This window comes from Paraburkholderia sp. Ac-20347 (assembly GCF_017104805.1).
GTDB classification, from domain to species: Bacteria; Pseudomonadota; Gammaproteobacteria; order Burkholderiales; family Burkholderiaceae; genus Paraburkholderia; species Paraburkholderia tropica.
Genome location: NZ_JAAGPN010000110.1, coordinates 1 through 26555, shown reverse-complemented (window position 1 = coordinate 26555; position 26555 = coordinate 1). Strand labels below are relative to the sequence as shown.

Sequence of the window (26555 nt, the reverse complement as noted above, 5' to 3'; positions counted from 1 at the left end):
GCCGAGGAGCGCCTGCGTCAGCGCGACTTCGACACGCTCACCGCCGACGAATGGCGCACGCTGCGCCATCTGATCCGCGCGCGCCGACTGCCGCTCGCGACCGAGCGCACGCGGCGTCTGAAGACCTCGTCGCGCGGCACGCACGCCAATCTGCGCGCGAGCGCGCGTCATGCGGTGCGCGCGGGCGGCGACTGGACGGTGTGGAAATACCGCGCGCCCGTCGAGCGCAAGCTGCCGCTCGTGCTGCTGCTCGACATCTCCGGGTCGATGAGCGCCTACTCGCGCGCTGTGCTGTACTTCTGCCACGCGCTGCTGCAATCGCGCGAACGTCTGCAGGTGTTCCTGTTCGGCACGCGCCTCACCTACGCCACGCGCGCGCTGCGCGAACGCGATCCCGACATCGCGCTCGCGCAACTCGCCGCGCAGGTGGCGGACTGGTCGGGCGGCACGCGCATCGGCGCGACGCTCGCGGAATTCAACCGGCGCTGGGCGCGCCGCATGCTCGGCGGCCGCGCCACCGTGCTGATGGTCACCGACGGCCTCGACCACGACGCCACCGCCGCGCTCGACGACGAAATGGCGCGCCTGCACCGCTTCGCGCATCGCGTCGTGTGGCTCAATCCGCTGCTGCGTTACCGCGATTTCGCACCGAAGGCGCGCGGCGTGCAGGCGATGCTGCCGCACGTCGACGCGCACTATCCGGTCCACAACCTCGACTGCCTCGAAGCGCTCGGGCGCAGCCTGCGCGAGACGCCGCCGCCGCGCGCGCCACATCAAGGAGCCACACGATGGAGCTGACCGAAACCCACACGCTGCCGGTGCCGCAGCAGCGCGCGTGGGAAGCGCTCAACGACACGGCCATCCTCAAGGCGTGCATCCCGGGCTGCGAGAGCATCGAGCCCGACGGCGAAAACGCGTATGCTGTCGCGCTGACCGCCGCTGTCGGGCCGGTGAAGGCGCGCTTCAAAGGCCGCATGCAACTCGCCGATATCGACGCGCCGCGCAGCTACACGATCCAGTTCGAAGGCCAGGGCGGCGCGGCGGGTTTCGGCAAGGGCGACGCGCGCGTGACGCTCGAAGCGGCCGGCGACGACGCCACGACGCTCAGCTACACCGCCCGCGCGCAGGTCGGCGGCAAGCTCGCGCAGATCGGCTCGCGGCTCGTCGACGGCGCGGCGCGCAAGATCGCCGCCGAGTTCTTCAAGCGCTTCGGCGAGCAGTTCGGCGCCGAAGCGAGCGACGCGGCGCAAACCGCCGGCAGCGAGAACGAAAACGCGAACGACAGCGCAGCAACCGACCCGCCAGCCGCGAGCGCCGACGACACCGCGGCGACCGGCGACGAATCGCAAAAGAGGAAACGATCATGGACAGCGTGGATCTCGAAGTCCTGAAATCCAGCGTGCGCTGGCTCGACGAAGGCCATCGCGCGTTGCTGGTGACGGTGGTGAAAACGTGGGGCTCGTCGCCGCGTCCCGAGGGCGCGATGCTCGTCGTGCGCGACGACGGCCTCGTGGCCGGCTCGGTCTCCGGCGGCTGCATCGAGGACGATCTGATCGAGCGCGTGCGCCGCGAAGGCATCCACATCGTCAAACCCGAAGCCGTGAAATACGGCATCAGCGCCGAAGAAGCGCATCGCTTCGGCCTGCCCTGCGGCGGCACGATCCAGCTCGTGCTCGAACCGCTCAGCGCGGCCTCGGGCATCCGCGCGCTGCTCGACGCGGTGGAGCGCGGCGAACTCGTCGCGCGCACGCTCGACATCGCGAGCGGCCAGGCCACGCTCGGTCCGGCGAGCGCGACCGACGGCATCGATTTCGACGAGCGCCGCCTGCTGACCATTCACGGCCCGCGCTATCGCATGCTGGTGATCGGCGCGGGGCAGCTGTCGCGCTATCTCTGCCAGATCGCCGTGGGGCTCGACTATCAGGTGACCGTGTGCGATCCGCGCGAGGAATACACCGACGTCTGGGACGTGCCCGGCACGACGCTCGTGCGCACCATGCCCGACGACACTGTGATCGACATGAAGCTCGATGAGCGCTGCGCCGTGATCGCGCTCACGCACGACCCGAAGCTCGACGATCTCGCGCTGATGGAAGCGCTCAAAACGCCGGCGTTCTACGTGGGCGCGCTCGGCTCGCGGCGCAACAACGCGGCGCGGCGCGAGCGGCTCAAGGAATTCGATCTGAGCGAGGCGGAACTCGCGCGGCTGCACGGGCCGGTGGGCATCTACATCGGCAGCCGCACGCCGCCCGAAATCGCCGTGTCGATTCTCGCGGAAGTCACGGCGGCGAAGAACGGCGTCTCGCTGCCGACGATCCTGCAGGTCGAAGGCGCGAAGGCCGCGCGCGAGCAGGCCGCGAGTGCCGGTTCGTGTCACGTGTGAAGTGCTCGCGGTTGCGGCCGCGTTCGGCTCAATGCGGCTCGCGCGACGCCGCGGCGCGCGCATGAAAAACGGGCCGCGGCTTGCGCCGGCGGCCCGTAGGATGCTGCAGGGTACTGCGGATTGCGCGCCCTCGGCGGGCGCTTGTCATCGTTGTCTTGTCGCTAAACCAGGCCGATTGGCGGCTTAGCCGAACAGCTTCATCGCCTGCGCGAGCGTGTTCGTCACGCCCCACACGAGCGGCACCAGCACGTAAAGCCAGAACACCGCCATCAGCGCCTTGTTCGAGGACTTCGTGGTTTGCACGGCTGCATTCGTCATGATGGTCGCTCCTTATTTACCGGCGGCCGCGAGTTGCGCGTCGCTCATGTGATGCTTCTCGTCGACGCGGCGCACCAGCAGATTGCAGATGAAACCGACCACCAGCAGCGAGGCCATGATGTGCACGGTCATCGTGTAGGCATCGGCCTTCGCCACGCCGTGCGCGACCTGATACGCGCGCACGTAGTTCACGAGCACCGGACCCGCCACGCCAGCCGCCGCCCACGCGGTCAGCAGACGGCCGTGAATGCCGCCGACAAACGCCGTGCCGAACATGTCCGCGAGATACGCGGGCACGGTCGAGAAACCGCCGCCGTACATCGAGAGGATCAGGCAGTACGCGAGCACGAAGAACACGATGTTGCCGCTCTGCGCGAACTGCGGCACCGCGTAGTACAGCACCGCGCCGAACACGAAGAAGATGAAGTACGTGTTCTTGCGGCCGACCCAGTCCGACGCCGAGGCCCAGACGAAGCGTCCGCCCATGTTGAAGAGCGAGAGCAGGCCGACGAAGCCCGCTGCGGCGCCCGCCGTCACGGTGTCCTTGAAGCTTTCCTGGATCATCACCGACGCCTGGCCGAGAATGCCGATGCCGGCCGTCACGTTCAGGAACAGCACCAGCCAGATCAGGTAGAACTGCGGCGTCTTGAGCGCCTGGTCGATATGCACGTGCGAGCGCGAAACGAGCTTGCCGCTGGTCGCGGGCGGCGTCCAGCCTGCGGGCTGCCAGCCCGGCGCGGGCACGCGGATCGCGATCGAGCCGATCGTCATCGAGATGAAATAGGCGATGCCCAGCACCACGAAGGTCTGCGCGACGCCGACGCTCGTGTCGCTCGAGAAGTGCTTCATCAGCATCACGGAGAGCGGTGCGGCGATCATCGCGCCGCCGCCGAAGCCCATGATCGCGAGGCCGGTCGCCATGCCGCGGCGGTCCGGGAACCAGCGGATCAGCGTCGAAACCGGCGAGACATAACCGAGGCCCAGCCCGATGCCGCCGATCACGCCATAGCCGAGATACAGCAGCACGATCTGATGCAGATACACGCCGAGCGCCGATACCAGGAAGCCGCCGCCGAAGCAGCAGGCCGCCGTGAACATCGTGCGGCGCGGGCCGACGCGTTCGAGCCACTTGCCGCCGAACGCGGCGGACAGGCCGAGGAACACGATCGCGAGCGAGAAGATCCAGCCGAGCGAGGTGAGCGTCCAGTCGTCAGGCGACGACTGCGTCACGCCGATCACTTTCGTCAGCGGCGAGTTGAACACCGAAAAGGCGTACGCCTGGCCGATGCACAGATGCACCGCGAGCGCGGCGGGCGGCACCATCCAGCGCGAAAAGCCGGGCGGTGCAATGGTGGCCTCCTTAGAGAAGAAGGGTGCGGGTGCGGTGCCGCGCGTCGAATCCGCAACGCTGCTCATTGGTCGGTCTCCTTGGGAAGCTAAATCCGTCATGCCGTGCGCGCACGTGCCGTCGCCGCCTCGAAGGCGGCCGGCAATCGCTGAATGGGTCCCCGTAGCGATGGTTTTCCTGCGTGCGCACACGAAGCGCTTACATGCCGAAAGCTCGGCACGCCCGAACGTTAGTGCCCGGCGCGAGTGTTGGCAATATGAGACAGAAGTGCATATGGACCGAAGCGGTCCATGACAGAGGACAGGAGAGCGAAGAAAAGCGCTTGACGGCGGCTCTGCGAAAGGGAGCCGCGCGATATTTGCGCCGCGCGTCGATCGCGCGGCTCAGGGTAAATCGTTAGCGAGGCGTGGCGTCAAAGCAACCCGACGGCGAAGGCGGCGGCCACCGATCCGGCAACCAGCACCACGCCGATCGTGCGGCGCTTGTTCAGCTCGGTCCACAGCAGCACGCCCGTCAGCGAGAGCAGGATCAGGCTGCCCGCGATGGTGTCCATCAGCAGCACCCAGCCGATACCCATGCCCACGCCGCGATGCAGATTGTTGAGCGTGGCGAAGAAGGCGCTCTGCGTGCGCCGCACCGAGACCGTGTTGTTGCCCACCCAGTACTCGACGGCGAGGCTCTGGCGCGGCCCCATCAGCGCGAATTGCCACGATTCGGGCTGCACCACGCTGCGGTCGCCCCACGCAACCGGATGCGCCTTCTCGCGGCGGATCTTGCCGGGCTTGCCGTCGAAGGCGAGTTCGCGCTGCAGCCAGTGCGCGAGCGCCTGGGGCGACTGCGGCCGCTCCTCGGGCAGCGCCACCTGCATCTCCTTGACCTGCGGCGCGCCCGACGAAATCTTCATCGGCCCCGCGCGATGGTTGAGCAGGAAACCGGTCACGCCGAACAGCAGACCGAGCACCGCGCCCCACAGACCCACCCAGCCGTGCACCTTGCGCAGCCATTTGATGAAGGTCGCGCGGCGCGAGCGCTGTCGGCGCGCGGCGCGATCGGCGGCGTCGAGCGGTCTGGTGGACACACCGTCTGACGCATTAGCGGACGCATCAGCGGACGGATTGGCGGCATTGCGGGCGGAAGGCGATTCGATCGCGATCTCGTCGAGACGGGCATTCACGGGAGAACTCCAGACACGGCGCCGCGCCATGCGCCGCAGCCAAGCTTACAAATGAGAATAGTTATTATTACATATTCGAAAGCCGGGCCGCCGCGAAACCCGCCGTGCGGTCGTCCGCACGCTGGAACGGCGGCGGCGCTTGACAAGCGAATAGCATGACTTTTAAGTGAGGGGATGGCGCTAAAACGCGCATGGCCGGCGCAAAAGTACAGAAAGCAGGCGACGAACAAGATCGACCCCGCATTCCCCCATCAACCGCAGCGAAGCCCCCAGAAGGCCGCCATGCGCTACGTCCTCGTTGTTTGCCTTGCCCTGCTCGCGGCGCCCGGCGGCGCGCGCGCGGCCGAATTGCGCTCGCCGTTCGAACCGGCCGCGAGTGCGGCGGTCGCGAACGTGGCAACCATCGCTGCATCCGACGCCGCCGAGCAGGCGCCCTACACCAACGAGGCGGAAACCCAGACCTTCACGATCAACGCCGACGGCTCCTACACCAAGACCGACACGCTCACGCTGCGCGTGAACACCGAAGCGGGCATCGCGCGCGCGGGCCAGTACTACGTGTGGTTCAACCGCGAGATGGCGCACGTCGAAATTCTCGACGCCTGGACCGAGGACGCCCGCGGCGGCCGCCACGACGTGCGTCCCGACCAGATTCGCGACGTCCAGGAAGTGCGCTCGTTCGACGCGCCGATGTTCCAGGACGTGCAGGACAAGGTGATCGTGTTCCCCGCCGTCGAGCCCGGCGCGCGCGTGCATCTCACCTGGCGCAAGACGCAGCGCGTACCGCTCGTGCCCGGCTGGTTCAGCGACTTCACGCCGCCCGACATGGCGCCCACGCACAACTTCCGCGTGATCTACGACCTGCCCGCGAACGTGCCGCTCTACGCCGACGCGCGCGGTTTCACGTCGATCGCCCCCGTCACCGCGCACGGCCGCACGCGCTACGAATTCCGCTACGACAAGCGCAATTTCGGCCGCCTCGAATATGGTTCGGTTTCCTACGTAAGCTACGGCGACCGGCTGATGGTCTCCACTTTCCCCGACTACGCGGCGTTCGCGCGCGTCTATCGCGACGCCGCCGTCGACGTGAGCGCGCGCGACCCCGCCGTCGTGCAGCTCGCGCGCACGCTCACCGCGCGCGACGCCACCGAACGCGCGAAAGCGCAAACGCTGTACGACTGGGTGCGCCGCAATATCCGCTACGTGGCGATGAACATCGGACGCGGGGAGATCGTGCCGCATCGCGTGAGCGACGTGCTCGCGAACCGCTACGGCGACTGCAAGGACCACGTCGCGCTCTACGGCGCGCTGCTCGACGCCGTGGGCGTGCGCAACACGCCGGCGCTCCTCAACAGCGGCACGGTCTACACGCTGCCCGCCGTGCCCGGCTTCGGCGTGATCAATCACGTCATCACGTGGCTGCCCGGCCTGCAGATGTTCGCCGACTCCACCGCGAGCAACGTCGAGTTCGGCTATCTGCCGTCGACCGACATGAACCGCCAGACCGTGCTGGCCGGCGACGGCTCGCTGATGAGCACGCCCGCGACCGCCACCACCACGCGCGACAGCGATCTCGACATCACCGTCGCGGCCGACGGCTCGGCGCGCTTCGTCTATCGCCTGCAATCGGAAGGCTGGGCCGCCGAGCAGACGCGCAGCGTGCTGCGGCTGCAAACGCCCGCGCAACGCGAGGAATCGCTGCAATGGGAATTGCGCAACGCGAATCTGCGCGGCAGCGCCACGCTCGCATCGAGTCCGCTGGACGCGACGGGCGGGCCGCTCGTCGTCACGCTCACTGGCACGCTGGACGGTTTCGTCGATCCGCAGATGACCACGCCGGTGCCGACGCTCACGAGCCTCGTGGGCGGGCTCGACGCGAATCTGCGCTACTGGCTCGGCGAGACGCGCCGCACGCAGCCGTTCGTGTGCCGCAACGTGGAGATAACCGAGCGCGCGCGCATTGCGCTGCCCGCGAGCCTGCGCGTGCTCGACGTGCCGTCGCCGCAGCAGGCCGACAACGCTTTCGTCGATTACAGCTCGGAGTATCGGCTCGACGCGCAGGCGAACGTGTTGCGCGTGACGCGCACCGGACGCACGCATTTTGCGAGCGACGTCTGCAGCGCCGACGACTTCACGCAGATGCGCCCGGCCTTCGAGACGATGGCGCGCGACCTGCGCGCGCAGTTGATCGTGAAGCCCGCGTCGAAGCCCTTGCTGGTGCCCGAAACGGGCGCGGACTAGGCGTGATCGTCACACCGGCCAGAGCGGCCCTTCCTGCATCGCGCCGATCTGCTCGCGCAATTCGAGAATGCGCTCTTCCCAGTAGCGCTGCGTGTTGAACCACGGAAACGCGGCCGGGAACGCGGGATCGTGCCAGCGGCGCGCGAGCCACGCCGAGTAGTGGATGAGGCGCAGCGTGCGCAGCGCTTCGATCAGATGCAGTTCGCGCGGATCGAATTCGCTGAAATCTTCGTAGCCCGCCAGCAGATCGGCGAGCGCGCGCGACGCGCCTTCGCGGTCGCCGGGCAGCAGCAGCCACAGATCCTGCACGGCGGGACCCATGCGACTGTCGTCGAAGTCGACGAAATGCGGGCCGGCGTCGGTCCAGAGCACGTTGCTCGGATGGCAGTCGCCATGCAGACGCAACTGGCGCACATCGCCCGCGCGCTCGAACGCCGCTTCGACGCCTTCGAGCGCGAGCCCGATCGCAGTCTGCCACGCGCTGCGCACGTCGGCGGGCACGAAGTCGTGCTCGATCAGCCAGTCGCGCGGCTCGTAGCCGTAGCTTTGAATGTCGATGGACGGCCGCGCGCGATACGGCTGCGTCGCGCCCACGGCGTGAATCCGTCCGATGAATCGGCCGATCCATTCGAGCACGTCGCTGCGGTCGAGTTCGGGCGCGCGGCCGCCGCGCCGTTCGAACAGCGCGAAGCGAAAACCCTCGAATTCATGCAGCGAACGGCCTTCCAGCACGCGCGCCGGCACGGCCGGAATCTCGCGCGCGGCGAGTTCGGCCACGAAGGCGTGCTCCTCCAGAATCGCTTCGTCGCTCCAGCGCTGCGGCCGGTAGAACTTCACGACCAGCGGCTGCGCGTCTTCGACGCCGACCTGATAGACGCGGTTTTCGTAGCTGTTGAGCGCGAGCATGCGGCCATCGGTGCGCTCGCCCGCGGGCATCAGCACGCTGTCGACGGCGTCGAGCACGCACTCGGGCGTCAGGCGCGCGTAAGGTGCCGATTGGGCCGCATCGGTCGAATCCGCCGGCTGCGGCTCGTCGGAGGGGAAGGAGGTATCGTCGTTCATCCCCGCATTGTGCATCTTGCGGAGCGCGGCGGCGAGCCGCAAACGTGAGGTCAGGCGGGGGTCAGGCGGAACGCGGCCGCGCAGTCAGACACGCAGCCAAACGCGCAGTCAAACGTTAAACCGGGCAGTCAGGCAGACAGCGGGGGCGAGCCCCGCTTCGTGGATCGCGCGTGGAACACGCGCAGGCAGAGGTAGACAGCGGCAGACAGCGACCGACACACGCAGGCGGGCCGGGGATCGGCCCGCGAGGCGCAGTGGCGCTCAGTGGACTTTCGCGCCGGCGGGCATGACGTGCTCGCCCGTGTCGATCAGGTCTTCGAGAAAAAAGGGCTCGGTATTGAGCTCTTTCGACGCGCCGGGCTCGCCGGTGTACCACGTGACCATGGCCATGTCGCCGAGAATACGTTGCACGATGCCGCGCGCCCCGTTGGGCACGGCGATATGGACGGTGCGGACGATAGAACCGATTTGCATGATGTTTCCCCGTTCCCATTGCCGGCTTTCTCGCAGGAAAGACCGGTCACTGTACTGACAAAAACCGCTGCGCACACCACCAGGTTGCGCATGCATCCAACCTGCGCCGACGGCCCGCGTGCACAGCTGCATGCACGATTGCGATTACCACGGCCTGCAGCTTCGGATTCCCTGTGCAAGCGCGTTTCGGGCCAACCGGTTTCCCCATTGTTGCCTGTTTGGGCACGCCCGCAAAGCAAAAAAATAGGGGGGACGAACAATGGCAAAGCCCGCCACAGACGGGCATGCTGTTACTTTCGCACGCCGCGCGCCTTCGTGCAGCGTCGAATACAGCGTATTCCGTGGCGCTGTTCGGCGAATCCAGCCGGGCCGCGAAAACCGCCTCGCGTTGCGCGATTGCGTCGCTCGCGCCACTTACGAGACGCTGACTGTACCAGATGGTGAACCGGCGCCCGACTTTTCGCCCTCTCGCGTCCAGCACGCCAGGTGCGCCAGCGCACACATCCACGCGAACGGACACCCACGCGAGCGGCCGAAACCGTTGCAACACACGTGCAGCAAGGCTGCAACACGGGTGCACACGGGCGCGCGCAGGCGCTATAGTCCAGTCCCAAGGAGACAAACGGCGCGCCGCACGGGCGAGCCGCCACCGACCACCCCCGATAGCGATCGGACCACCACCAGATAAACACAAGCCGTCCGGGAACGGCGCGCGTGCTGCGCGCGCATCGGCGCGGCGCATCGCCCTGAGCGAAGGAATCGCTGTTCCATGTGGATCGTCCGGCTCGCACTCAAGCGCCCGTATACGTTCGTCGTGCTCGCGTTGCTGCTGTTGATCGTCGGGCCGCTGACGATCGTGCGCACGCCCACGGACATCTTCCCGAACATCGACATTCCCGTGCTCTCGGTCATCTGGACCTACACGGGCCTGCCCGCCGACGAGATGTCGCGGCGCATCGCGCTCAACTACGAACGCGGGCTGTCCGTGGCCGTGAACGACATCGAGCACACCGAATCGACGTCGCTCAACGGCATCGCGATCGTGAAGATCTTCTTCCAGCCGCACGCGAACGTGCAGGAAGCGCTCGCCGAAGTCACCGCGCTCTCGCAGACGCAACTGCGCCAGTTGCCGCCCGGCATCACGCCGCCGAACATCCTGCGCTACAACGCTTCGACCGTGCCGATCCTGCGGCTCTCGCTGTCGTCGCAGCAGCTCACCGAGCAGGAACTGTTCGACTACGGCAACAACTTCCTCAAGACGCAGCTCGCCACCGTGCCGGGCGCGAGCGCGCCACTGCCCTATGGCGGCAAGCAGCGGCAGATCATGGTCGACATCGACCAGCGCGAATTGCAGCAGCACAATCTCTCGCCGATGGACGTCGTGAGCGCGATCAGCGCGCAGAATCTGATTCTGCCGTCGGGTACCGCGAAGATCGGCGCGACCGAGTATTCGGTGCTGATGAACGCGAGCCCCGACACCATCGCGGGCCTCAACGACATCCCCGTGAAAACCACGGCGAACGGCACGGTCTACATTCGCGACGTGGCGCACGTGCGCGACGGCTTCGTGCCGCAGACCAACATCGTGCGCGTGGACGGCCAGCGCGCCGCGCTGCTCACCATCAACAAGAGCGGCAACACCTCGACGCTCGACATCGTCGACCGCATCAAGGCGATGATGCCGCAACTGCGCAACCTCGTGCCGTCGTCGCTGAACATCGATCCGGTCGCGGACCAGTCGCTGTTCGTGCGCGCCTCGATCAAGGGCGTGCTGCGCGAAGCGCTGATCGCCGCCGCGCTTACCGCGCTGATGATCCTGCTGTTTCTCGGCAACTGGCGCGCGACGCTCATCATCGCCGTGTCGATTCCGCTCTCGATGATCACCTCGATCATCGCGCTCGCGGCGCTCGGCGAAACCATCAACATCATGACGCTCGGCGGCCTCGCACTCGCCGTCGGCATTCTCGTTGACGACGCAACGGTCGCGATCGAAAACATCAGCCAGCAACTCGAACAGGGCAAGACGCTCGAACAGGCGATTCTCGACGGCGCGCATCAGATCGCGATTCCCACGCTGGTGTCCACGCTCTCGATCTGCATCGTGTTCGTGCCGATGTTCCTGCTCACAGGCGTCGCGCACTATCTGTTCATTCCGCTCGCGGAAGCCGTGGTGTTCGCGATGCTCGCCTCGTACTTCTTCTCGCGCACGCTGGTGCCGACGCTCGCGAAATACCTGCTGCGCCATCACAAGAGCGCGGACCTTCATCACGAAACCACGCGCAATCCGTTCATGCGCGTGCACCTCGCGTTCGAACGCGGCTTCGAGCGCACGCGCGTGCGTTATCGCGCGTTTCTCGCGGCGCGCGTCGCGCATCCGGTGGGTTTCGTCACGCTCTTTCTGGCCTGCTGCGGCGCCTCGCTGCTGCTGATGCCTTTCCTCGGCCGCGACTTCTTTCCGCAAGTCGATGCGGGCACCATCGCGCTGCATCTGCGCGCGAAGACCGGCATGCGCGTGGAAGAAACGGCGGTGCTCACCGACCGCGTCGACGCGCGCATCCGCGCGCTGATTCCCGCGCGCGAGCTGCATTCGATCATCGACAACATCGGCCTGCCGGTCTCGGGCATCAATCTCTCGTACAGCAACACCGGCACCATCGGCACCTCGGACGCCGACGTGCTGATCTCGCTGAACGAAGACCATCATCCGACCGCGGATTACGTGCGCAGCTTGCGCCGCACGCTCAACGACGAATTCCCCGGCGTGCAGTTCGCCTTCCTGCCCGCCGATATCGTGAGCCAGACGCTGAACTTCGGCATGCCCGCGCCCATCGACGTGCAGATCACGGGCCGCAACACCACCGCCAACCGCGCCTTCGCCGCGCATCTGCTCGCGAAGCTGCGCACCGTGCCCGGTCTCGCCGACGCGCGCATCCAGCAGCCCGCCGACCTGCCGCGCATCTTCATCGACGTCGATCGCACGCGCGCGCAACAGGCGGGCTTCACGCAGAAGGACATCGCGAGCGATCTGCTCATCACGCTCTCGGGCAGCCAGCAGACCACGCCCACGTTCTGGCTCAATCCGATGAACGGCGTGAGCTACAACGTGGTCACGGAAGCGCCGCAATACACGATCGATTCGCTGCAGTCGCTCGCCAACATTCCGCTCACCGCGAACGGCCGCAGCAATATTCTCGGCTCGCTCGCGAGCATGCAGCGCGAGGCCGGCGAGGCCGTGGTCTCGCACTACAACGCGCAGACCGCCATCGATATTTACGGCAGCGCCGACGGTCGCGATCTCGGCGCGGTCTCCGACGACATCCGCAGGATCATCGACGACTCGCGCGCCCAGTTGCCCAAAGGCTCGGCCATCGAGTTGCGCGGCCAGGTGCAGACGATGAACGACTCGTTCTCGGGATTGTTCGGCGGACTCGTGTTCGCGATCGTGCTCGTCTATCTGCTGATCGTGGTGAATTTCCAGTCGTGGCTCGATCCGTTCATCATCATCACGGCGCTGCCGGGCGCGCTCGCGGGCATCGTCTGGATGCTGTTCCTCACGCACACCACGCTCTCCATTCCCGCGCTCACGGGCGCGATCATGTGTATCGGCATCGCCACCGCGAATTCGATTCTCGTCATCAGCTTCGCGCGCGAGCAGTTGCGCGAACATGGCGACGCCGCGCGCGCCGCCATCGAAGCGGGCTTCACGCGCTTTCGTCCCGTGCTGATGACCGCGCTCGCGATGGTGATCGGCATGGTGCCGATGGCGCTCGGGCTCGGCGAAGGCGGCGAACAGAACGCGCCGCTCGGGCGCGCCGTGATCGGCGGCCTGCTCGTGGGCACGCTCGCGACGCTGGTGTTCGTGCCCGTGGTGTTCTCGCTCGTCTATCGCAAGCTCGCCGCGCGCCGCCAGCGCGCCATCGAACACGTCGTACCGAAACCATGACGATCTCTTCCCTTCTCACTTTCACGCCGACCGATCATGCACGCTGAAGCGCCGCCTCCCGATTCTCGTGAACCTCGCGAACATCGTCGCGCGCGCCGCTGGCCGCTGGCCGTCGCCGCGCTCGTCGTGATCGCGCTCGCGGCGCAAGGCATCTGGTCGCGCCACAGCGCGCACGCGGCGCTCGCACAGGATGCGCAGCGCGCGAGCGTGCTGAGCGTGCAGGTGGTGACGCCGCAGCGTTCGCAACGCGCGCTCGATCTCGTGTTGCCGGGCAACGTGCAGGCCTTTCTCGACACGCCCATTTACGCGCGCACCAACGGCTATCTGCGCAAGTGGTACGTCGATATCGGCGCGCATGTGAAGGCGGGTCAGCTGCTCGCGGAAATCGACGCGCCCGAAGTCGACGATCAGTTGCGCGCCGCGCGCGCCGATCTCGCGAACGCCGAAGCCAACTACGCGCTCGCGAAAACCACCGCCGACCGCTGGACACAGATGCTGCAAAACCGCTCGGTTTCGAAGCAGGAAACCGACGAGAAGGTCGGCGACATGCTCGCGAAGAAAGCCACGCTGGACGCGGCGCGTTTCAACGTGTCGCGGCTCACGCAGTTGCAGTCGTATCAGCGCGTGACCTCGCCGTTCGACGGCATCGTCACGGCGCGCAACGTGGACGTCGGCGCGCTGATCGACGCGGGCAGTTCGGGCGGTCCGCAAAAGGAGCTGTTTCATGTGGCGCAGGCCGACCGGCTGCGCGTCTATGCGAACGTGCCGCAAGCGTACGCGCAGCAGATCCGGCCCGGCGCGCACGCATATCTCACGCTCAACGAAACGCAGGGCGCGCGCTATCCGGGCGTGATCGCGCGCACGGCGGGCGCGGTCGATCCGCAGCAGCGCACGATGCTCGTCGAAGTCGACGTGAACAACACCGACGGCGCGCTGCTGCCAGGCGCCTATGCGCAGGTGCATTTCGCGCTCGACGGCGCGGCGACGCCGCTCACGCTGCCCGGCAATGCGTTCCTGTTCCGGCCGCACGGCGTGATGGTCGCGACCGTCGATGCGAACGAGCGCGTGAAGCTCGTGAAGGTGACGCTCGGCACCGACTTCGGCACGCGCGTGGCCATCGCCGACGGACTCGACGCGCAGGCGCGCGTGATCGTCAATCCGCAGGATTCGATCGTCGACGGCGCGCCGGTGCGCATCGTCGAGCCGAACGCGAAGAAAGCCGCGCCCGCCGGTTCGGAGTCGGAGGGATCATGACGCGGCGCTTTCTCGATCTCGCCGCGCGGGCCGCGTGCGTAGCCAGCGTGAGCGCGCTCGTCGCCGGCTGCAAGGTCGGGCCCGACTACGTGCGGCCGACGGCGCAGGTCGCCGCCACGTACAAGGAAGCTGCCGCGGAAACCAACGCGGAAGCCTCCGCAAAAGCACTCGACGATACCGGCTGGACGCTCGCGCAGCCCGCCGACGTCGCGCCGCGCGGCGCGTGGTGGCGGATCTACGGCGACACCGAACTCGACGCGCTGGAAGCCCGCGTCGCCGAAGCGAACCAGAACGTGCAGGCCGCGCAGGCGCGCTTTCGTGCGGCGCGCGCGAACGTCGCGCAGCAGCGCTCCAGCTTCTTCCCGGTCGTGACCGCGGGCGGCGATTTCTCGCGCACGCGCACCTCGGAGAACGTCGCGTACACCTCGAAGGCCGGGCACACGATCAACGACTACAGCGCGGGCCTCGACGCCACCTGGGAACCCGACGTCTGGGGACGCGTCGCGCGCAGCGTCGAAAGCGCGCGCGCCAACGCGCAGGCGAGCGCCGCCGACATGCAGGCCGTGCTGCTCTCGATGCAGGCCGAACTCGCGACCGATTACTTCGAACTGCGCGGCATCGACCGCGAGCGCCAGTTGCTCGACGACACGCTCGCCGCCTATCGCGAGTCGCTCGCGCTTACGCAGCATCGCTACGACGGCGGCATCGCCACCGACGCCGATGTCGGCCAGGCGCAGACGCAATTGCAGACCACCGAGGCGCAGGCGATCGATCTCGGCGTGCAGCGCGCGCAGCTCGAACACGCCATCGCGATTCTCACGGGACAGCCGCCTTCCACGTTCACGCTCGCCGTGCTGCCCGGCGCGCCGCTCTCGGCGCAACCGTTCGCCTCGCTGCCCGGCGTGCCGTCGACGCTGCTGGAGCGCCGCCCCGACATCGCCGCCGCCGAGCGACGCGTGGCCGCCGCCAATGCGCAGGTCGGCGTGGCCACGGCGGCGTTCTTCCCGAGCCTGATGCTCGCGGTCACGGGCGGTCTGGAGGCGACGAACTACAGCCAGTGGCTCGTCGCGCCCGCGCGTTTCTGGTCGCTCGGCCCGGCGCTCGCGGGCACGCTGCTCGACTTCGGCGGACGCGAGGCGGTGCGCAACGAGGCGCGCGCGCAGTACGACGCCAGCGTCGCGGAGTATCGGCAAACCGTGCTCGACGCGTTCGGCCAGGTCGAGGACAACCTCGCGGCGCTGCGCGTGCTCGAACAGGAAGCCGTGGCGCAGGATCGCGCGGTGGACGCCGCGAAGCGCACGCTGGCGATCGTCGAGGATCGCTACAAGAACGGCGCGATCACGTATCTCGATGTGGTGGTCGCGCAGACCACGACGCTGTCCAACGAGCGCCAGGCGGTGACGATCGCGCGGCGGCGGCTCGCGGCGAGCGTCGCGCTCGTGAAGGCGCTCGGCGGCGGATGGAGCGCGGCGGCGCTGGATTCGGTCGATGGAAGCGCGCCGAAGTCGGCGTCGGCTTCGGTTGCTCACGCAACCAGCGACGCCGCTTCTTCCTCTGCTTCTTCCGCTCCTTCGCACAACTGACGCTGTCGCGGAACGCAAAACGCGCCGCGCGCTGCCAATCCACGCGGCACGGATCGTGCAACAGGCGTATCGTTGCGCCTTTGCCATTTTCCGCAAGGAGTTCCAGTCGTGACCGCATCACCGGGCGCCGACCGCAAGACCGCGCCCAGCAGCGCTTCCGCCGCTTCCCCGAGCGCGACCCTTCCCTATATCGAGCGCGGCAGCCCCGCCTTCTGGCGCGCGAGTCTCGCGCTGCTGTTCGCGGGCTACGCCACGTTTTCGCTGCTCTACTGCGTCCAGCCGCTCCTGCCCGCGTTCTCGCAGACGTTCGGCGTGAGCCCCGCGCAAAGCAGCCTTTCGCTCTCGTTTTCGACCGCCGCGCTCGCGGGCGCGATCTTCGTCGCGGGCTTCTTCTCCGAAGGCTGGAGCCGACGCGCCATGATGACGGCCTCGCTCACGGCCTCGTCGCTACTGACGCTCGCCGTCGCGTTCGTGCCCCACTGGGAAACATTGCTGGTGCTGCGCACGCTCGAAGGCATCGCGCTCGGCGGCGTGCCCGCGGTCGCGATGGCCTGGCTCGCCGAGGAAATGCATCCCGAGGGCCTCGGCCTTTCGATGGGTCTCTACGTCGGCGGCACCGCGATCGGCGGCATGGCCGGACGCGTGATCACCGGCATCTGCACCGACCTGTTCGGCTGGCGCGTGGCCGTGGCCGTGATCGGCGTGCTGGGGCTCTGCTCGATGTTCGCGTTCCGCTCGCTGCTGCCGCCGTCGCGCCATTTCGTGCCCAAACGCGGGCTCGGCTTCTCGCATCACCGCGCGGCGCTCATCCGCCACTTCGGACGGCCCGGCCTGCCCGTGCTGTTCGTGATGGGTTTCGTGCTGATGGGCAGCTTCGTCACGCTCTACAACTACATCGGCTACCGGCTGATCGCGCCGCCGTACAGCATGAGCCAGGCGGCCATCGGCGCGATCTTCCTCGTCTATCTGACCGGCGTGGTGGCCTCGCCGTGGTCGGGCCGCATGGCCGACACCTTCGGTCGCGGACGCGTGCTGATCGCGAGCCTCGCGCTGATGCTCGCGGGCGTCGCGCTGACGATGTTCACGCCGCTCTACGCGATCGCCGCGGGCATCGCGTGCCTGACGATCGGCTTCTTCGCGGGCCACGCGGTCGCAAGCGGCTGGGTCGGCCGGCTCGCGCGCGAAGCCAAGGGCCAGGCGGCGGCACTCTACTTGCTGGCCTATTACCTGGGTTCGAGCATCATGGGTTCGGTCGGCGGCCACTTCTGGGCCGGTTGGGGCTGGGGCGGCGTCGCGGGTCTGGTCGCCGTGCTGCTGGTGGCCGGACTGGCGCTGGCGAGCATGCTGCGCGCGCGGGAACGCGAAGGCGCGGCTTGAGGTTGCATCCAGGCGTGCATTCACGGCGGCATTCGAAGCGCCATGCATCGAATCGAAAGCTGTTCGTAACCTGACGACGCTGCGCGCACGCACCGCACCGCGTTCGCCGCGACGCCGCGGAGTCCCGCCACGCGGGCCTGCGCGGTCGTGCGGCGGCGCACCAACGGATCGCGCGCGAGGCGTCTCGTTTGCAAGCCTCACCTATACTCGATTCAGGCCCGCAGCCGCAGCGCCGCACGCCGTGCGATAGAAGAAAGCTTGCTTGAACGCGCCGCGCCTGCCGCCCCACGAAAAAAGGAGACGAGCATGGAAGGATATTTCACGATCGGCGATTTCGTGATGATCATCCCGATGGCCCTTGCCGGCGCGCTCTTTCTCGGCGCCTTGCCCTGCGCGACCGAATTCCGGCACAACAGCTTGCGCGTGATCGGCGCGCTGATCGGCGCCCTGGTCGCGGTCGCGCTGGTCGAAACGCTGCCCGCGCTGATGTAGCGATTCAGGCGGCGCGCGACGTGAGGGCGATGCGGATGTTTGGGGGTTCCGCGTCGTCTGCGTGCTGGTTTGATTCCTGGCTGGCGTGCTGACGTGCGCTTGAGTGCAGCTTGAGTGCATTCGGGCGCATGCAGCCGCGCTATCGTGCGCGGACGCTTTGTCGTGCCGCGCGTTTCAGCGCATACCGCACTCCCCCACACCCGGCTGCAACCCCTTGAGCTGACGCGCGGCCGCGCGCCAGTACGCCTCGCGCGTTGATGCGGACGCGTCAGGATCGCCCGCTTCGTCATCGTCGGCGACGAGTGCGGGCAGCGCGACCCACGGCAGCGTCGGATACAGATGATGTTGCCGATGCAGATGATGATTCATCAGCATCAAGCCGATCACGCGCGGCACCCGAAAGTCGCGCGAGCGGCCCGGTTCGTCGAGCGCGACGCCGTAATGCGGCAGGTTATCCGCGAGCGAGAGCCACAAGCCGCGCGCGAACATCGCCGCGACCAGCACCGGCCACGCCTTCCCGTACAGCGCGAACGCGCACGCATAGAGCGCCAGCGAGCAAAGCCAGTCGCGCCGCGCGCGATGGCGCTTTTGCGGATCGGTCGCGTGATTCACGAAGAGACGCTGCACCTGGACGTCCTCGGCGCTCGCGCGTTCGCCGGGCGTGCCCACGCCGCGCGCGACGAGCGTGCGCGCGAGCCGCAGCGGCAGGAACGCGAGCAGCGGCACCAGCAGTTCGCCCACATACAGACCGCCGAGCAGCCGCACGTACCACGTGAGGCGGCGCAGCCAGCGCGGACCGTGTGCATCGTCGACGTCGGGCCGATCGAACGCCTCGCGCGTGAAACGGTGATGCATCAGGTGTCCGAAACGCACGGCGTCGAATGGCATCGCCATGCCGATGGCCAGCAGCCGCGCGACGATTTCGTTCGCGCGCCGCGAGCGCAGCAGTTGTCCGTGTATGCCTTCGTGGATCAAACCCCAGTGGATCGGCGTGGCGAGCACGACCGGCACGAGCGACGCCATCAGCGCGAAAGTCGGCCCGCCCGCCGCGCGCAGCAGCAGCGGCAAACCAAACAGTTGATACGCAAGCGCGAGCGTGGCGACGGCGATGAGCGCGGTGTTGGCGCGCAGATCGGGGGTGCGTCGGCTTGCCGTGCCGGCGGACGCGCGCGGCGCGGCGGCAGGCGGCGCGGATGCTGCCTCGCCCAGGGTACGTACGGCGCTCGTCGACTCCATCGGCAATCCTCAGTGCAAAGACTGCCGCGACGTTAGCAGCGCTCCGTGACAGGCCCAGGACGCGCAGCCTTCGGCGTCGCAAGGCCTGTCACCGCGCATTACAACGTTGATGCCGAATAAAAAACGCCTCGCATGAAGCGAGGCGTCGGGCGTCCATCTTCACGCGTCCGCACACCGGACGCGCGCGATCAGATGTGCTGATCGGTCGACGGCTTTTCCCACAGATTCACGCCGCCTTCGGTCGCGAAACGATCGATCTCGGCCAGCTCTTCCGCCGAAAACTCGATGTTCTTCAGCGCCGCCACGTTCTCGCGCACCTGCTCCGCGCGGCTCGCGCCGATCAGCGCCGAGGTCACGCGGCCGCCACGCAGCGTCCAGGCGATCGCCATCTGCGCGAGGCTCTGGCCGCGACGCTGCGCGAGTTCGTTGAGCTTGCGCACGTGCTCGATGTTCTGCGCGCTCAGATGCTCGCTCTTGAGCGAACCGCCGCCCGGACGGTTCACGCGCGCGTCTTCGGGCACGCCGTTCAGATACTTGTTCGTGAGCAGACCCTGCGCGAGCGGCGTGAACGCGATGCTGCCCGTGCCGATGTCTTCGAGCGTGTCGAGCAGATCGTGCTCGATCCAGCGGTTGAGCAGGTTGTACGACGGCTGATGGATCAGCAGCGGGACCTTGTACTCGGCCAGCAACTTCGCCATTTCACGCGTTTTCTGCGCCGAATACGACGAGATGCCCACGTACAGCGCCTTGCCCTGCTGCACGGCCGTGGCGAGCGCGCCGGCGGTTTCTTCGAGCGGCGTTTCCACGTCGAAACGGTGCGAGTAGAAGATGTCGACGTAATCGAGGCCCATGCGCTGCAGGCTCTGGTCGAGGCTCGCGAGCACGTACTTGCGCGAGCCGCCGCCCTGGCCGTACGGACCCGGCCACATGTCCCAGCCGGCCTTCGACGAGATCAGCAGCTCGTCGCGGTACGGACGGAAATCGTCCTTGAAAATACGGCCGAAATTGGTTTCGGCGCTGCCGTACGGCGGGCCGTAATTGTTCGCGAGGTCGAAGTGCGTGATGCCGAGATCGAAGGCCGTGCGCAGGATGTCACGCTGCGTCGAAATCGGCGTGGTGTCGCCGAAGTTGTGCCACAGGCCGAGCGAGAGCGCCGGCAGCTTGAGTCCCGACTTGCCGCAAAAGCGGTATTGCATCTCCGAATAGCGTTCAGCAGCTGCTTCGTAGGCCATCGTTTGAATCCTCGACGAGAACAGGTTTTCAGGAAGTCCGGCGGCGGCGCCCGATACACGCAAATGCCGCTACAGCAGCGGTTTGCGCCCGCTCGATGCGCCGCGCGGGCTGCCATGTTAGCCAATCCGCGCGATGCGTGCAGAGGCCCATCATGTGGGATGCGAACATGGACGCCAAAGCTCGGCTCGCCTACACTGCGGCGTCCGTCCAACCCCGGGAGGTCTCTTATGATGAAAGCGGTTTCGTTCGCGCTGATCGCCTGCGGCGTGGCGCTGCTCTACTTCGGCGGCCAGTCATTTCACTCGTTCTCGAACGACGTTTCGCGCCTCGTGACGGGCGCGCCCACCGACCGCACGATGACGCTGATCGTGGCCGGCGTGGCCGCGACCATTGCGGGCATCACCGGTCTCGCATTCAGCGGCCGCCGCCGCTAGGCGCATCGCGCTTTAGATCGGCTTCACATCGGCGGCACGTCTGTTGCACGACGGGCGCGATGCGTGACGCACGCGCCCTTTATCGTCGATCCTGCATCGTCAAACCAGCTTGACCTCGGGTTTCGAGGCCGAGCGCGAACCCGGCAGCGGCACGTTGCTCGCGCCGTGGTAGGTGTAGACGAGCGAGAACTTCACGTCGTTGCTCTGGTTCTGGCCGGCCGAATGCAGCGTGTTGCAGTGGAAGAACACCACGTCGCCCTTCTGCAGCGTGGGCGAAATGGCCTGCTCGATCCACGCCTGATTCTCGGGCACGTCGGAGCGGAAGAACTTGGCGGCGTCGAAGCTCGACGACGTGAACGGCGCCGTATGCGAACCCGGCACGAACCACAGGCCGCCGTTCTCGACCGTTTCCGGCCCGAGCGCGAGCCACACGGAAACGAGGTCGTCGCGTTCGAACGACCAGTAGCGCACGTCGCGATGCCAGCCCGTGAGGCTACCGTACGCGGGATGCTTGGTCATCATGCAGTTGTGATGCACGCGCGAGAGCATCGGCTCCTCGCCGAAATACAGCTCCATCCAGCCCGCGATTTCCGGCGACGTGGCCCACGAAGCGAATTGCGGATCACGCCCATAAGCGTCGAGCAGACGCCGCACTGTATGGCCGCCCGGCGCGTCTTTCGAGTCCGGCGCGCCAGGATAACGCAGGTCGGCTTCGAATTCGACCGGCGCCTGCGCCGCCTTCAACTGCTCCTGCGCGGTGCGCTTGATCTCGTCGCAACGCTCGGGCGCGACGAGGCCCGGCACGACCACGAAACCGCGCTCGCGCAGCGCCTGCACCTGTTCTTTCTTTGACTGAACTGACATGAGACTTCCGTTATTCGAGGCCTGCGAAGGCTGCGCACCGAAGCGGCTCCGATGACGCGCGAGGCGCGCAGCAGCGGCGCCCCGAGGCCTGTTTGCCCGAGCCTGCGCCGTTCGCTCGATTGTAAAGCGTGCGGGCTCGGGCGGAGGCAAGCGTTAGCCATCCGGATGATATGAGTGCGTGCGAAAGCCCACGCCGACAACGAACCCATCTCGAGCACGCCGATGGCGCACGCGCACCGCGATGGCGACAAAGGGCGCAATGACATGCTTCTTTATTGAGCACACGCGGGTATTAACCGACTTTCTGGCGTCACGATTCGCGTGTAGTCTGCGCGCATGCAGTTTCATCGCACTTCACCTCCAATGCGCGGACGGACCGCCAGCCAGACCTTGCCCAGCAAGGCGCTCGCCTCTTCGGGCCGATCCCCGCGCTCATTCCTTCGCCTTGCGCACGCCCAGCGTCTCGCCGCGCGAATTCCGCTATCGTGACTTCCCTGCAAACAGGCACGTTTGGTGCTCGAAGCATCACGTCGCGCGAGGCGCACACCGAACCCGATTCCGCACACGCCATGCAAACCCTTTTTGATACTCGCCGTATGACTCGCGCCGCACTGAAGGCCGCGCGCCCCCGCCGTCATGTCGTCCGCGCGCTGCGCCATCACGCCGCACGCACGCGCGCACTCGCCCAGCACGTGCGTGAAGCGCGTCCCGTCGACGGCATGCGCGCCTGGTTCCACGCGTTCTTCTCGGTGCTGCGTCAGCGCGCCGGTTCGCGCCACTTCTCGCTGCGCACGCTGCTCTATCGTCCGAACACGACGCTGCGCACGCTCGCCGCGCCCTCGACCGTCCACACGGCGCGCAACACGCGCCGGCCGCGCCGCATGGGCGCGAGCAGCGAAGGCTGGTTCGGCTTCGCGATGCGTTAAAAAGACACGCGCAGAAAAACAAAACCCCGCACGGGCGCGAGCCCTGCGGGGTTTTTCATGGCGCGTGCGACGCCGCTTGTGCGGCATCGAACGGCGCAGCGTGCTTACGCCAGCGCGACGACGGGTTCCGTGCCGGCGGCTTCAGCCAGCGCGAGCGCCTTGTCGGTGGCTTCCCACGAGAATTCCGGCTCTTCGCGGCCGAAGTGGCCGTAAGCAGCGGTCTTTTCGTAGATCGGACGCAGCAGGTCGAGCATCTGGATGATGCCCTTCGGACGCAGGTCGAAGTGTTCGCGCACGAGCTTCGTGATGGTCGCGTCCGAAACCTTGCCGGTGCCGAACGTGTTGACCATGACCGAGGTCGGCTCGGCCACGCCGATCGCGTACGAGACCTGGATCAGGCAGCGCGAGGCGAGGCCGGCGGCCACGATGTTCTTCGCGACGTAACGGCCGGCGTAGGCAGCCGAACGGTCGACCTTCGACGGATCCTTGCCCGAGAACGCGCCGCCGCCGTGCGGAGCTGCGCCGCCGTACGTGTCGACGATGATCTTGCGGCCCGTGAGACCGCAGTCGCCTTGCGGGCCACCGATCACGAAACGGCCGGTCGGGTTCACGAGGAACTTGATGTCGCCCTTGATCAGATCGGCCGGCAGGACCGGCTTGATGACTTCTTCGATCACGGCTTCGCGCAGCGTGCCGAGGTCGATGTCCGGCGAGTGCTGCGTGGACAGCACGACCGTGTCGATCGCGTGCGGCTTGCCGTCGACGTAGCGCACGGTGACCTGCGACTTCGCGTCCGGACGCAGCCAGGGCAGACGGCCGTCGCGGCGCAGGTTCGACTGGCGCTCGACCAGACGGTGCGAAAGGTGGATCGGCAGCGGCATCAGCTCGGGCGTTTCGTCGCACGCATAACCGAACATCAGGCCCTGGTCGCCCGCGCCTTGATCGAGGTTGTTGTCGTGCGCGCGGTCCACGCCCTGGGCGATGTCCGGCGACTGCTTGTCGTAGGCGACGAGCACTGCGCAGCCGCGGTAGTCGATGCCGTAGTCGGTGTTGTCGTAGCCGATGCGCTTGATCGTGTCGCGCGCGACCTGGATGTAATCGACGTTGGCCGTGGTGGTGATTTCACCGGCGAGCACGACGAGACCCGTGTTGCAGAGCGTTTCCGCTGCAACGCGCGAGTATTTGTCTTGCGTAAGGATGGCGTCGAGGATCGCGTCCGAGATCTGGTCGGCGACCTTGTCCGGATGGCCTTCCGAAACGGATTCGGAGGTGAAGAAATAATCGTTTGCCACGTGTAAGGCTCCTTGTAGCTGGTGACGGTGGTACTCACGTTGCCAGCTTCGGGCCTCGAAGCGGCGACGCTTTAGCGGATTACCGGACCGGCGCGCCTGCAGATCGGTCGAAAAGAACGATGTGCGGCAAACCGGCTTCGCCCCGCAAGTTGTCAGTTAACTCGGCGAAGCCCGTATTATAGCGACTTCCCTAATTTGTCGCAGAGTCGCCGCGCGTGTTGTCAATCGCCTTCTCCAGTTCGTTTCCGCCAGTCTTGGGAGCCGCATCATGCTCGGCAAGCTAGGCTCCCGTTTCGCCATCGGCCTGCTCAAGCTGTTCGCGATCTTGCCCTATGGCTTCGTCGCGCGCCTCGGCGACGGCCTCGGCTGGCTGCTTTATCAGATCCCGAGCCGCCGCAAGCGCGTCGTGCACACCAATCTGCGCCTGTGCTTCCCCGAGTGGAGCGACGAGAAGCGCGAGGACGTGGCCGGCAAGCATTTCCGCCAGGCCATCCGCAGCTATATGGAGCGCAGCGTGCAGTGGTTCGGCTCGGCGAAGAAGCTCGAAAAGCTCATCCAGCTCGACAGCGAAGTCGATCTCACCGATCCCGATCTGCCGCCCACGCTGTTCCTTGGCCTGCATTTCGTGGGGATCGAAGCGGGTTCGATGTTCCTGAACTACTCGCTGCATCGCCCGTGCGGCTCGCTGTATCAGCCGTTCTCGAACCCCGAGTTCGAAGCCGCCGCGAAGGCCGGCCGCAGCCGCTTCGGCGCCGAAATGGTCAGCCGCGCGGACAGCGCGCGCGCCGTGCTGCGCTGGCTGCGCGACCGCAAGCCCGTGATGCTCGGCGCCGACATGGACTACGGCATGCGCAATTCCACCTTCGTGCCCTTCTTCGGCGTGCCCGCGTGCACGCTCACGGCGGTCGGGCGTCTCGCGAAAGTGGGCCATGCGCAGGTCGTGCCGTTCATCGGCGAGGTGCTGCCCAATTACAAGGGTTATCGGCTGAAGATCTTCAAACCTTGGGACAATTACCCGACCGGCAACGACGAAGAAGACGCACGCCGCATGAACGCCTTCCTCGAAGAGCAGATTCCGCGCATTCCCGAGCAGTACTACTGGGTGCACAAGCGCTTCAAGACGCGGCCGCCCGGCGAACCGAGCGTCTACTCGTAAGCGTCTCGCCACGACTGAAAGCGCGCGGGCGCGGGTCCGCGCGTCGCTTACAATAACGGCATGAAACTCAAATTCACCAAGATGCACGGCGCGGGCAACGACTTCGTCGTGCTCGACGGCTACAGCGAAGACCTCGCGCTCACGCCCGAGCGCGTGCGCGCGCTCGCCGACCGCCACTTCGGCGTCGGCGCCGATCAGTTGCTGCTGGTCGAGAAGCCGACGGTCGACGGCGTCGACTTCCGCTATCGCATCTTCAATTGCGACGGCGGCGAGGTCGAGCACTGCGGCAACGGCGCGCGCTGCTTCGTGAAATTCGTGCGCGATCGCAAGCTCACCACGGCGGACCGCATCCGCGTGCAGGTGCAGAACGGCATCATCTCGCCCGCCATGCAGCCGAACGGCGAAGTCGTGGTCGATATGGGCAGCCCGGTGTTCGAACCGGCGCGTCTGCCGTTCGACGCGAGCGGTCTCGAAGGCCGCCGCGAAGGCAACGACACGCTCTGGCCGATCGACGTGAATGGCGAGACGCGCTGGATCTCGGCCGTGTCGATGGGTAATCCGCATGCGGTGCAGGTCGTCGATGACGTCGAGGCGTATCCGGTGCTCACCGAAGGCCCGCTCGTCGAAACGCATGCGCGCTTTCCGAACAAGGTCAACGCCGGTTTCATGGAAATCGTGTCGCGCACCGAAGTGCGTCTGCGCGTGTTCGAGCGCAGCGCGGGCGAAACGCTCGCGTGCGGCACGGGTGCGTGCGCGGCGGTGGCAGCGGGCATTCGCCGCGGCCTGCTCGATACGCCCGTGAAGGTGCACACGCACGGCGGCACGCTCACGATCGACTGGGACGGCGCGCGCGACGAAAACGCGTCACTGTTCATGGCCGGTCCGGCCACGACCGTCTTCGAAGGCGAGATCGAGCTGACGGTCTGAACCGGCTCGGCCCGCCCGAGCCACAGCGGCACACGCAACACCCATCGGCAGTACACATCAGAAGCACCGCAGCATCGCATCACGCATGGCGCGCCGCCGCGCGCCGCTTCTTCACCGAAAGCGTCTACAACATGAACGATCGCGAAGTCGCCGACTACCTGCTCGCCCACCCCGATTTCTTCGTCGAGCACGCCGAACTGCTGGCGACGATCAAGCTCGGCAATCCGCACGGCAAGGCTGCCGTGTCGCTGCAGGAGCGCCAGATGGAAATGCTGCGCGAAAAGAACAAGCACCTCGAACTGCGCCTCGCCGAGTTGCTGCGCTACGGCCACGAAAACGACAGCATCGCCGCGCGCTTCGTGCGCTGGACTTCGCAGGTCGTCGCCGAGCGCGATCCGCATGCGCTGCCGCGCACGATCGCCGGGCAATTGCGCGACGAATTCGACGTGCCGCTCGCGGCGCTGCGCGTCTGGGACGTCGCCGACGCCTATGCGCAAGCGGACTTCGCGAAGCACACGGGCGAGGAAGTGCGCCTGTTCGCCAACAGCCTCGACGTGCCGTATTGCGGCGCGAACACCGGCTTCGAAGCCGCGCAGTGGCTCGCCGCCGCGCCGGGCGCCGAAGGCGAGGAGCAGCCGACGCAATCGGTCGCGATCGTCGCGCTGCGCCGCCGTGCGAACGACGAGGAAGCCGATCCGAGCGGCGAAGCGTTCGGTCTGATCGTGCTCGGCTCGCCCGATCCGCGCCGCTTCCACGACGGCATGGCCACCGATTTCCTGCGCCAGATCGGCACGCTCGCGAGCGCGGCGCTCTCGCGCCTGCTGCCGCATTGACGCAA

23 protein-coding genes are annotated in these 26555 nt (G+C 67.0%); 14 read left to right on the top strand and 9 right to left on the bottom strand.

The genetic code is table 11. The features are described 5' to 3' along the window. The 3 genes from G3N97_RS20820 to G3N97_RS20810 all read left to right on the top strand — a co-directional run. Positions 1-798, top strand: a 798-nt coding sequence (locus tag G3N97_RS20820) for a VWA domain-containing protein (RefSeq protein ID WP_205994894.1), incomplete at its 5' end; no start/stop codon positions are given. Next, positions 789-1391 carry a carbon monoxide dehydrogenase subunit G gene (locus G3N97_RS20815; protein ID WP_205994893.1) on the top strand — a complete coding sequence of 201 codons (603 nt, stop codon included), beginning with the start codon at positions 789-791 and terminating at the stop codon, positions 1389-1391. The genes G3N97_RS20820 and G3N97_RS20815, both read left to right, overlap by 10 nt. Next, a complete protein-coding gene (locus G3N97_RS20810; RefSeq protein WP_205994892.1) occupies positions 1364-2383 on the top strand; it encodes an XdhC family protein in 1020 nt (339 codons plus the stop codon). The genes G3N97_RS20815 and G3N97_RS20810 overlap by 28 nt, the downstream gene beginning before the upstream one ends. 183 nt (positions 2384-2566) lie before the next feature. On the opposite strand, the gene G3N97_RS20805 is transcribed toward G3N97_RS20810, so the two are convergent. The 3 genes from G3N97_RS20805 to G3N97_RS20795 all read right to left on the bottom strand — a co-directional run bounded on the left by G3N97_RS20805 (position 2567) and on the right by G3N97_RS20795 (position 5223). After that, the gene (locus G3N97_RS20805; RefSeq protein ID WP_065061915.1) at positions 2567-2701 is read right to left on the bottom strand and encodes a DUF1145 domain-containing protein; all 135 of its coding nucleotides are present in this window, start codon (positions 2699-2701) and stop codon (positions 2567-2569) included. A 12-nt stretch (positions 2702-2713) separates the two neighbouring features. Then, on the bottom strand, positions 2714-4117 hold the full coding sequence (locus G3N97_RS20800; RefSeq protein ID WP_065061913.1) for an OFA family MFS transporter: 1404 nt from the start codon (positions 4115-4117) through the stop codon (positions 2714-2716). A 344-nt stretch (positions 4118-4461) separates the two neighbouring features. Continuing rightward, the gene (locus tag G3N97_RS20795) at positions 4462-5223 is read right to left on the bottom strand and encodes a PepSY-associated TM helix domain-containing protein (protein WP_346778097.1); all 762 of its coding nucleotides are present in this window, start codon (positions 5221-5223) and stop codon (positions 4462-4464) included. A gap of 282 nt (positions 5224-5505) precedes the next feature. Between G3N97_RS20795 and G3N97_RS20790 the strand changes: the two genes are divergently transcribed. Continuing rightward, positions 5506-7464: a DUF3857 and transglutaminase domain-containing protein gene (locus tag G3N97_RS20790; RefSeq protein ID WP_205994890.1), complete on the top strand. Its 1959-nt coding sequence runs from the start codon at positions 5506-5508 to the stop codon at positions 7462-7464. A gap of 9 nt (positions 7465-7473) precedes the next feature. Here G3N97_RS20790 and G3N97_RS20785 read toward each other — a convergent pair whose 3' ends face one another. Together G3N97_RS20785 and G3N97_RS20780 are read right to left on the bottom strand one after the other, a co-directional pair. Continuing rightward, positions 7474-8526, bottom strand: coding sequence for a serine/threonine protein kinase (locus G3N97_RS20785; protein WP_205994889.1), 1053 nt, complete (start codon positions 8524-8526; stop codon positions 7474-7476). A 261-nt stretch (positions 8527-8787) separates the two neighbouring features. Further along, positions 8788-9000 carry a hypothetical protein gene (locus tag G3N97_RS20780; protein ID WP_205994888.1) on the bottom strand — a complete coding sequence of 71 codons (213 nt, stop codon included), beginning with the start codon at positions 8998-9000 and terminating at the stop codon, positions 8788-8790. Between the two features lie 769 nt (positions 9001-9769). Between G3N97_RS20780 and G3N97_RS20775 the strand changes: the two genes are divergently transcribed. The 5 genes from G3N97_RS20775 to G3N97_RS20755 all read left to right on the top strand — a co-directional run bounded on the left by G3N97_RS20775 (position 9770) and on the right by G3N97_RS20755 (position 17649). Then, positions 9770-12943 carry an efflux RND transporter permease subunit gene (locus G3N97_RS20775; protein ID WP_205994887.1) on the top strand — a complete coding sequence of 1058 codons (3174 nt, stop codon included), beginning with the start codon at positions 9770-9772 and terminating at the stop codon, positions 12941-12943. Between the two features lie 36 nt (positions 12944-12979). Beyond that, a complete protein-coding gene (locus G3N97_RS20770) occupies positions 12980-14197 on the top strand; it encodes an efflux RND transporter periplasmic adaptor subunit (protein ID WP_205994886.1) in 1218 nt (405 codons plus the stop codon). Next, positions 14194-15780 (top strand): efflux transporter outer membrane subunit, encoded by a 1587-nt coding sequence (locus G3N97_RS20765; RefSeq protein ID WP_205994885.1) that lies wholly within the window; start codon positions 14194-14196, stop codon positions 15778-15780. Before G3N97_RS20770 ends, G3N97_RS20765 begins: the two co-directional genes overlap by 4 nt. A gap of 108 nt (positions 15781-15888) precedes the next feature. Then, positions 15889-17157, top strand: a complete 1269-nt coding sequence (locus tag G3N97_RS20760; protein WP_205994884.1) for an MFS transporter — start codon at positions 15889-15891, stop codon at positions 17155-17157. Between the two features lie 306 nt (positions 17158-17463). Then, on the top strand, positions 17464-17649 hold the full coding sequence (locus G3N97_RS20755) for a hypothetical protein (protein ID WP_205994883.1): 186 nt from the start codon (positions 17464-17466) through the stop codon (positions 17647-17649). 174 nt (positions 17650-17823) lie between these two features. Here G3N97_RS20755 and G3N97_RS20750 read toward each other — a convergent pair whose 3' ends face one another. After that, entirely contained in the window at positions 17824-18885 is a 1062-nt protein-coding gene (locus G3N97_RS20750; protein WP_205994882.1) for a fatty acid desaturase, read from the bottom strand. A gap of 188 nt (positions 18886-19073) precedes the next feature. After that, positions 19074-20117 (bottom strand): L-glyceraldehyde 3-phosphate reductase, encoded by a 1044-nt coding sequence (gene mgrA / locus G3N97_RS20745; RefSeq protein ID WP_065061899.1) that lies wholly within the window; start codon positions 20115-20117, stop codon positions 19074-19076. A gap of 228 nt (positions 20118-20345) precedes the next feature. Here mgrA and G3N97_RS20740 point away from each other — a divergent pair, with 228 nt between their 5' ends. Beyond that, complete coding sequence (locus G3N97_RS20740) at positions 20346-20552, top strand: DUF3185 family protein (RefSeq protein ID WP_205994881.1); 207 nt, start codon at positions 20346-20348, stop codon at positions 20550-20552. A gap of 99 nt (positions 20553-20651) precedes the next feature. Here G3N97_RS20740 and G3N97_RS20735 read toward each other — a convergent pair whose 3' ends face one another. Further along, positions 20652-21416, bottom strand: coding sequence for a phytanoyl-CoA dioxygenase family protein (locus G3N97_RS20735; protein ID WP_205994880.1), 765 nt, complete (start codon positions 21414-21416; stop codon positions 20652-20654). A gap of 569 nt (positions 21417-21985) precedes the next feature. On the opposite strand from G3N97_RS20735, the gene G3N97_RS20730 reads away from it, so the two are divergent. Next, a complete protein-coding gene (locus G3N97_RS20730) occupies positions 21986-22342 on the top strand; it encodes a hypothetical protein (RefSeq protein ID WP_205994879.1) in 357 nt (118 codons plus the stop codon). A 104-nt stretch (positions 22343-22446) separates the two neighbouring features. On the opposite strand, the gene metK is transcribed toward G3N97_RS20730, so the two are convergent. Next, entirely contained in the window at positions 22447-23634 is a 1188-nt protein-coding gene (metK, locus tag G3N97_RS20725; RefSeq protein WP_065061891.1) for a methionine adenosyltransferase, read from the bottom strand. A 268-nt stretch (positions 23635-23902) separates the two neighbouring features. Between metK and G3N97_RS20720 the strand changes: the two genes are divergently transcribed. The 3 genes from G3N97_RS20720 (at position 23903) to G3N97_RS20710 (ending at position 26550) form a co-directional block, all read left to right on the top strand. Continuing rightward, the gene (locus G3N97_RS20720) at positions 23903-24790 is read left to right on the top strand and encodes a lipid A biosynthesis lauroyl acyltransferase (protein WP_065061889.1); all 888 of its coding nucleotides are present in this window, start codon (positions 23903-23905) and stop codon (positions 24788-24790) included. Between the two features lie 60 nt (positions 24791-24850). Continuing rightward, complete coding sequence (dapF, locus tag G3N97_RS20715; RefSeq protein WP_065061887.1) at positions 24851-25717, top strand: diaminopimelate epimerase; 867 nt, start codon at positions 24851-24853, stop codon at positions 25715-25717. 131 nt (positions 25718-25848) lie between these two features. Beyond that, positions 25849-26550 carry a DUF484 family protein gene (locus G3N97_RS20710; protein ID WP_205994878.1) on the top strand — a complete coding sequence of 234 codons (702 nt, stop codon included), beginning with the start codon at positions 25849-25851 and terminating at the stop codon, positions 26548-26550. Positions 26551-26555: the final 5 nt, after the last annotated feature.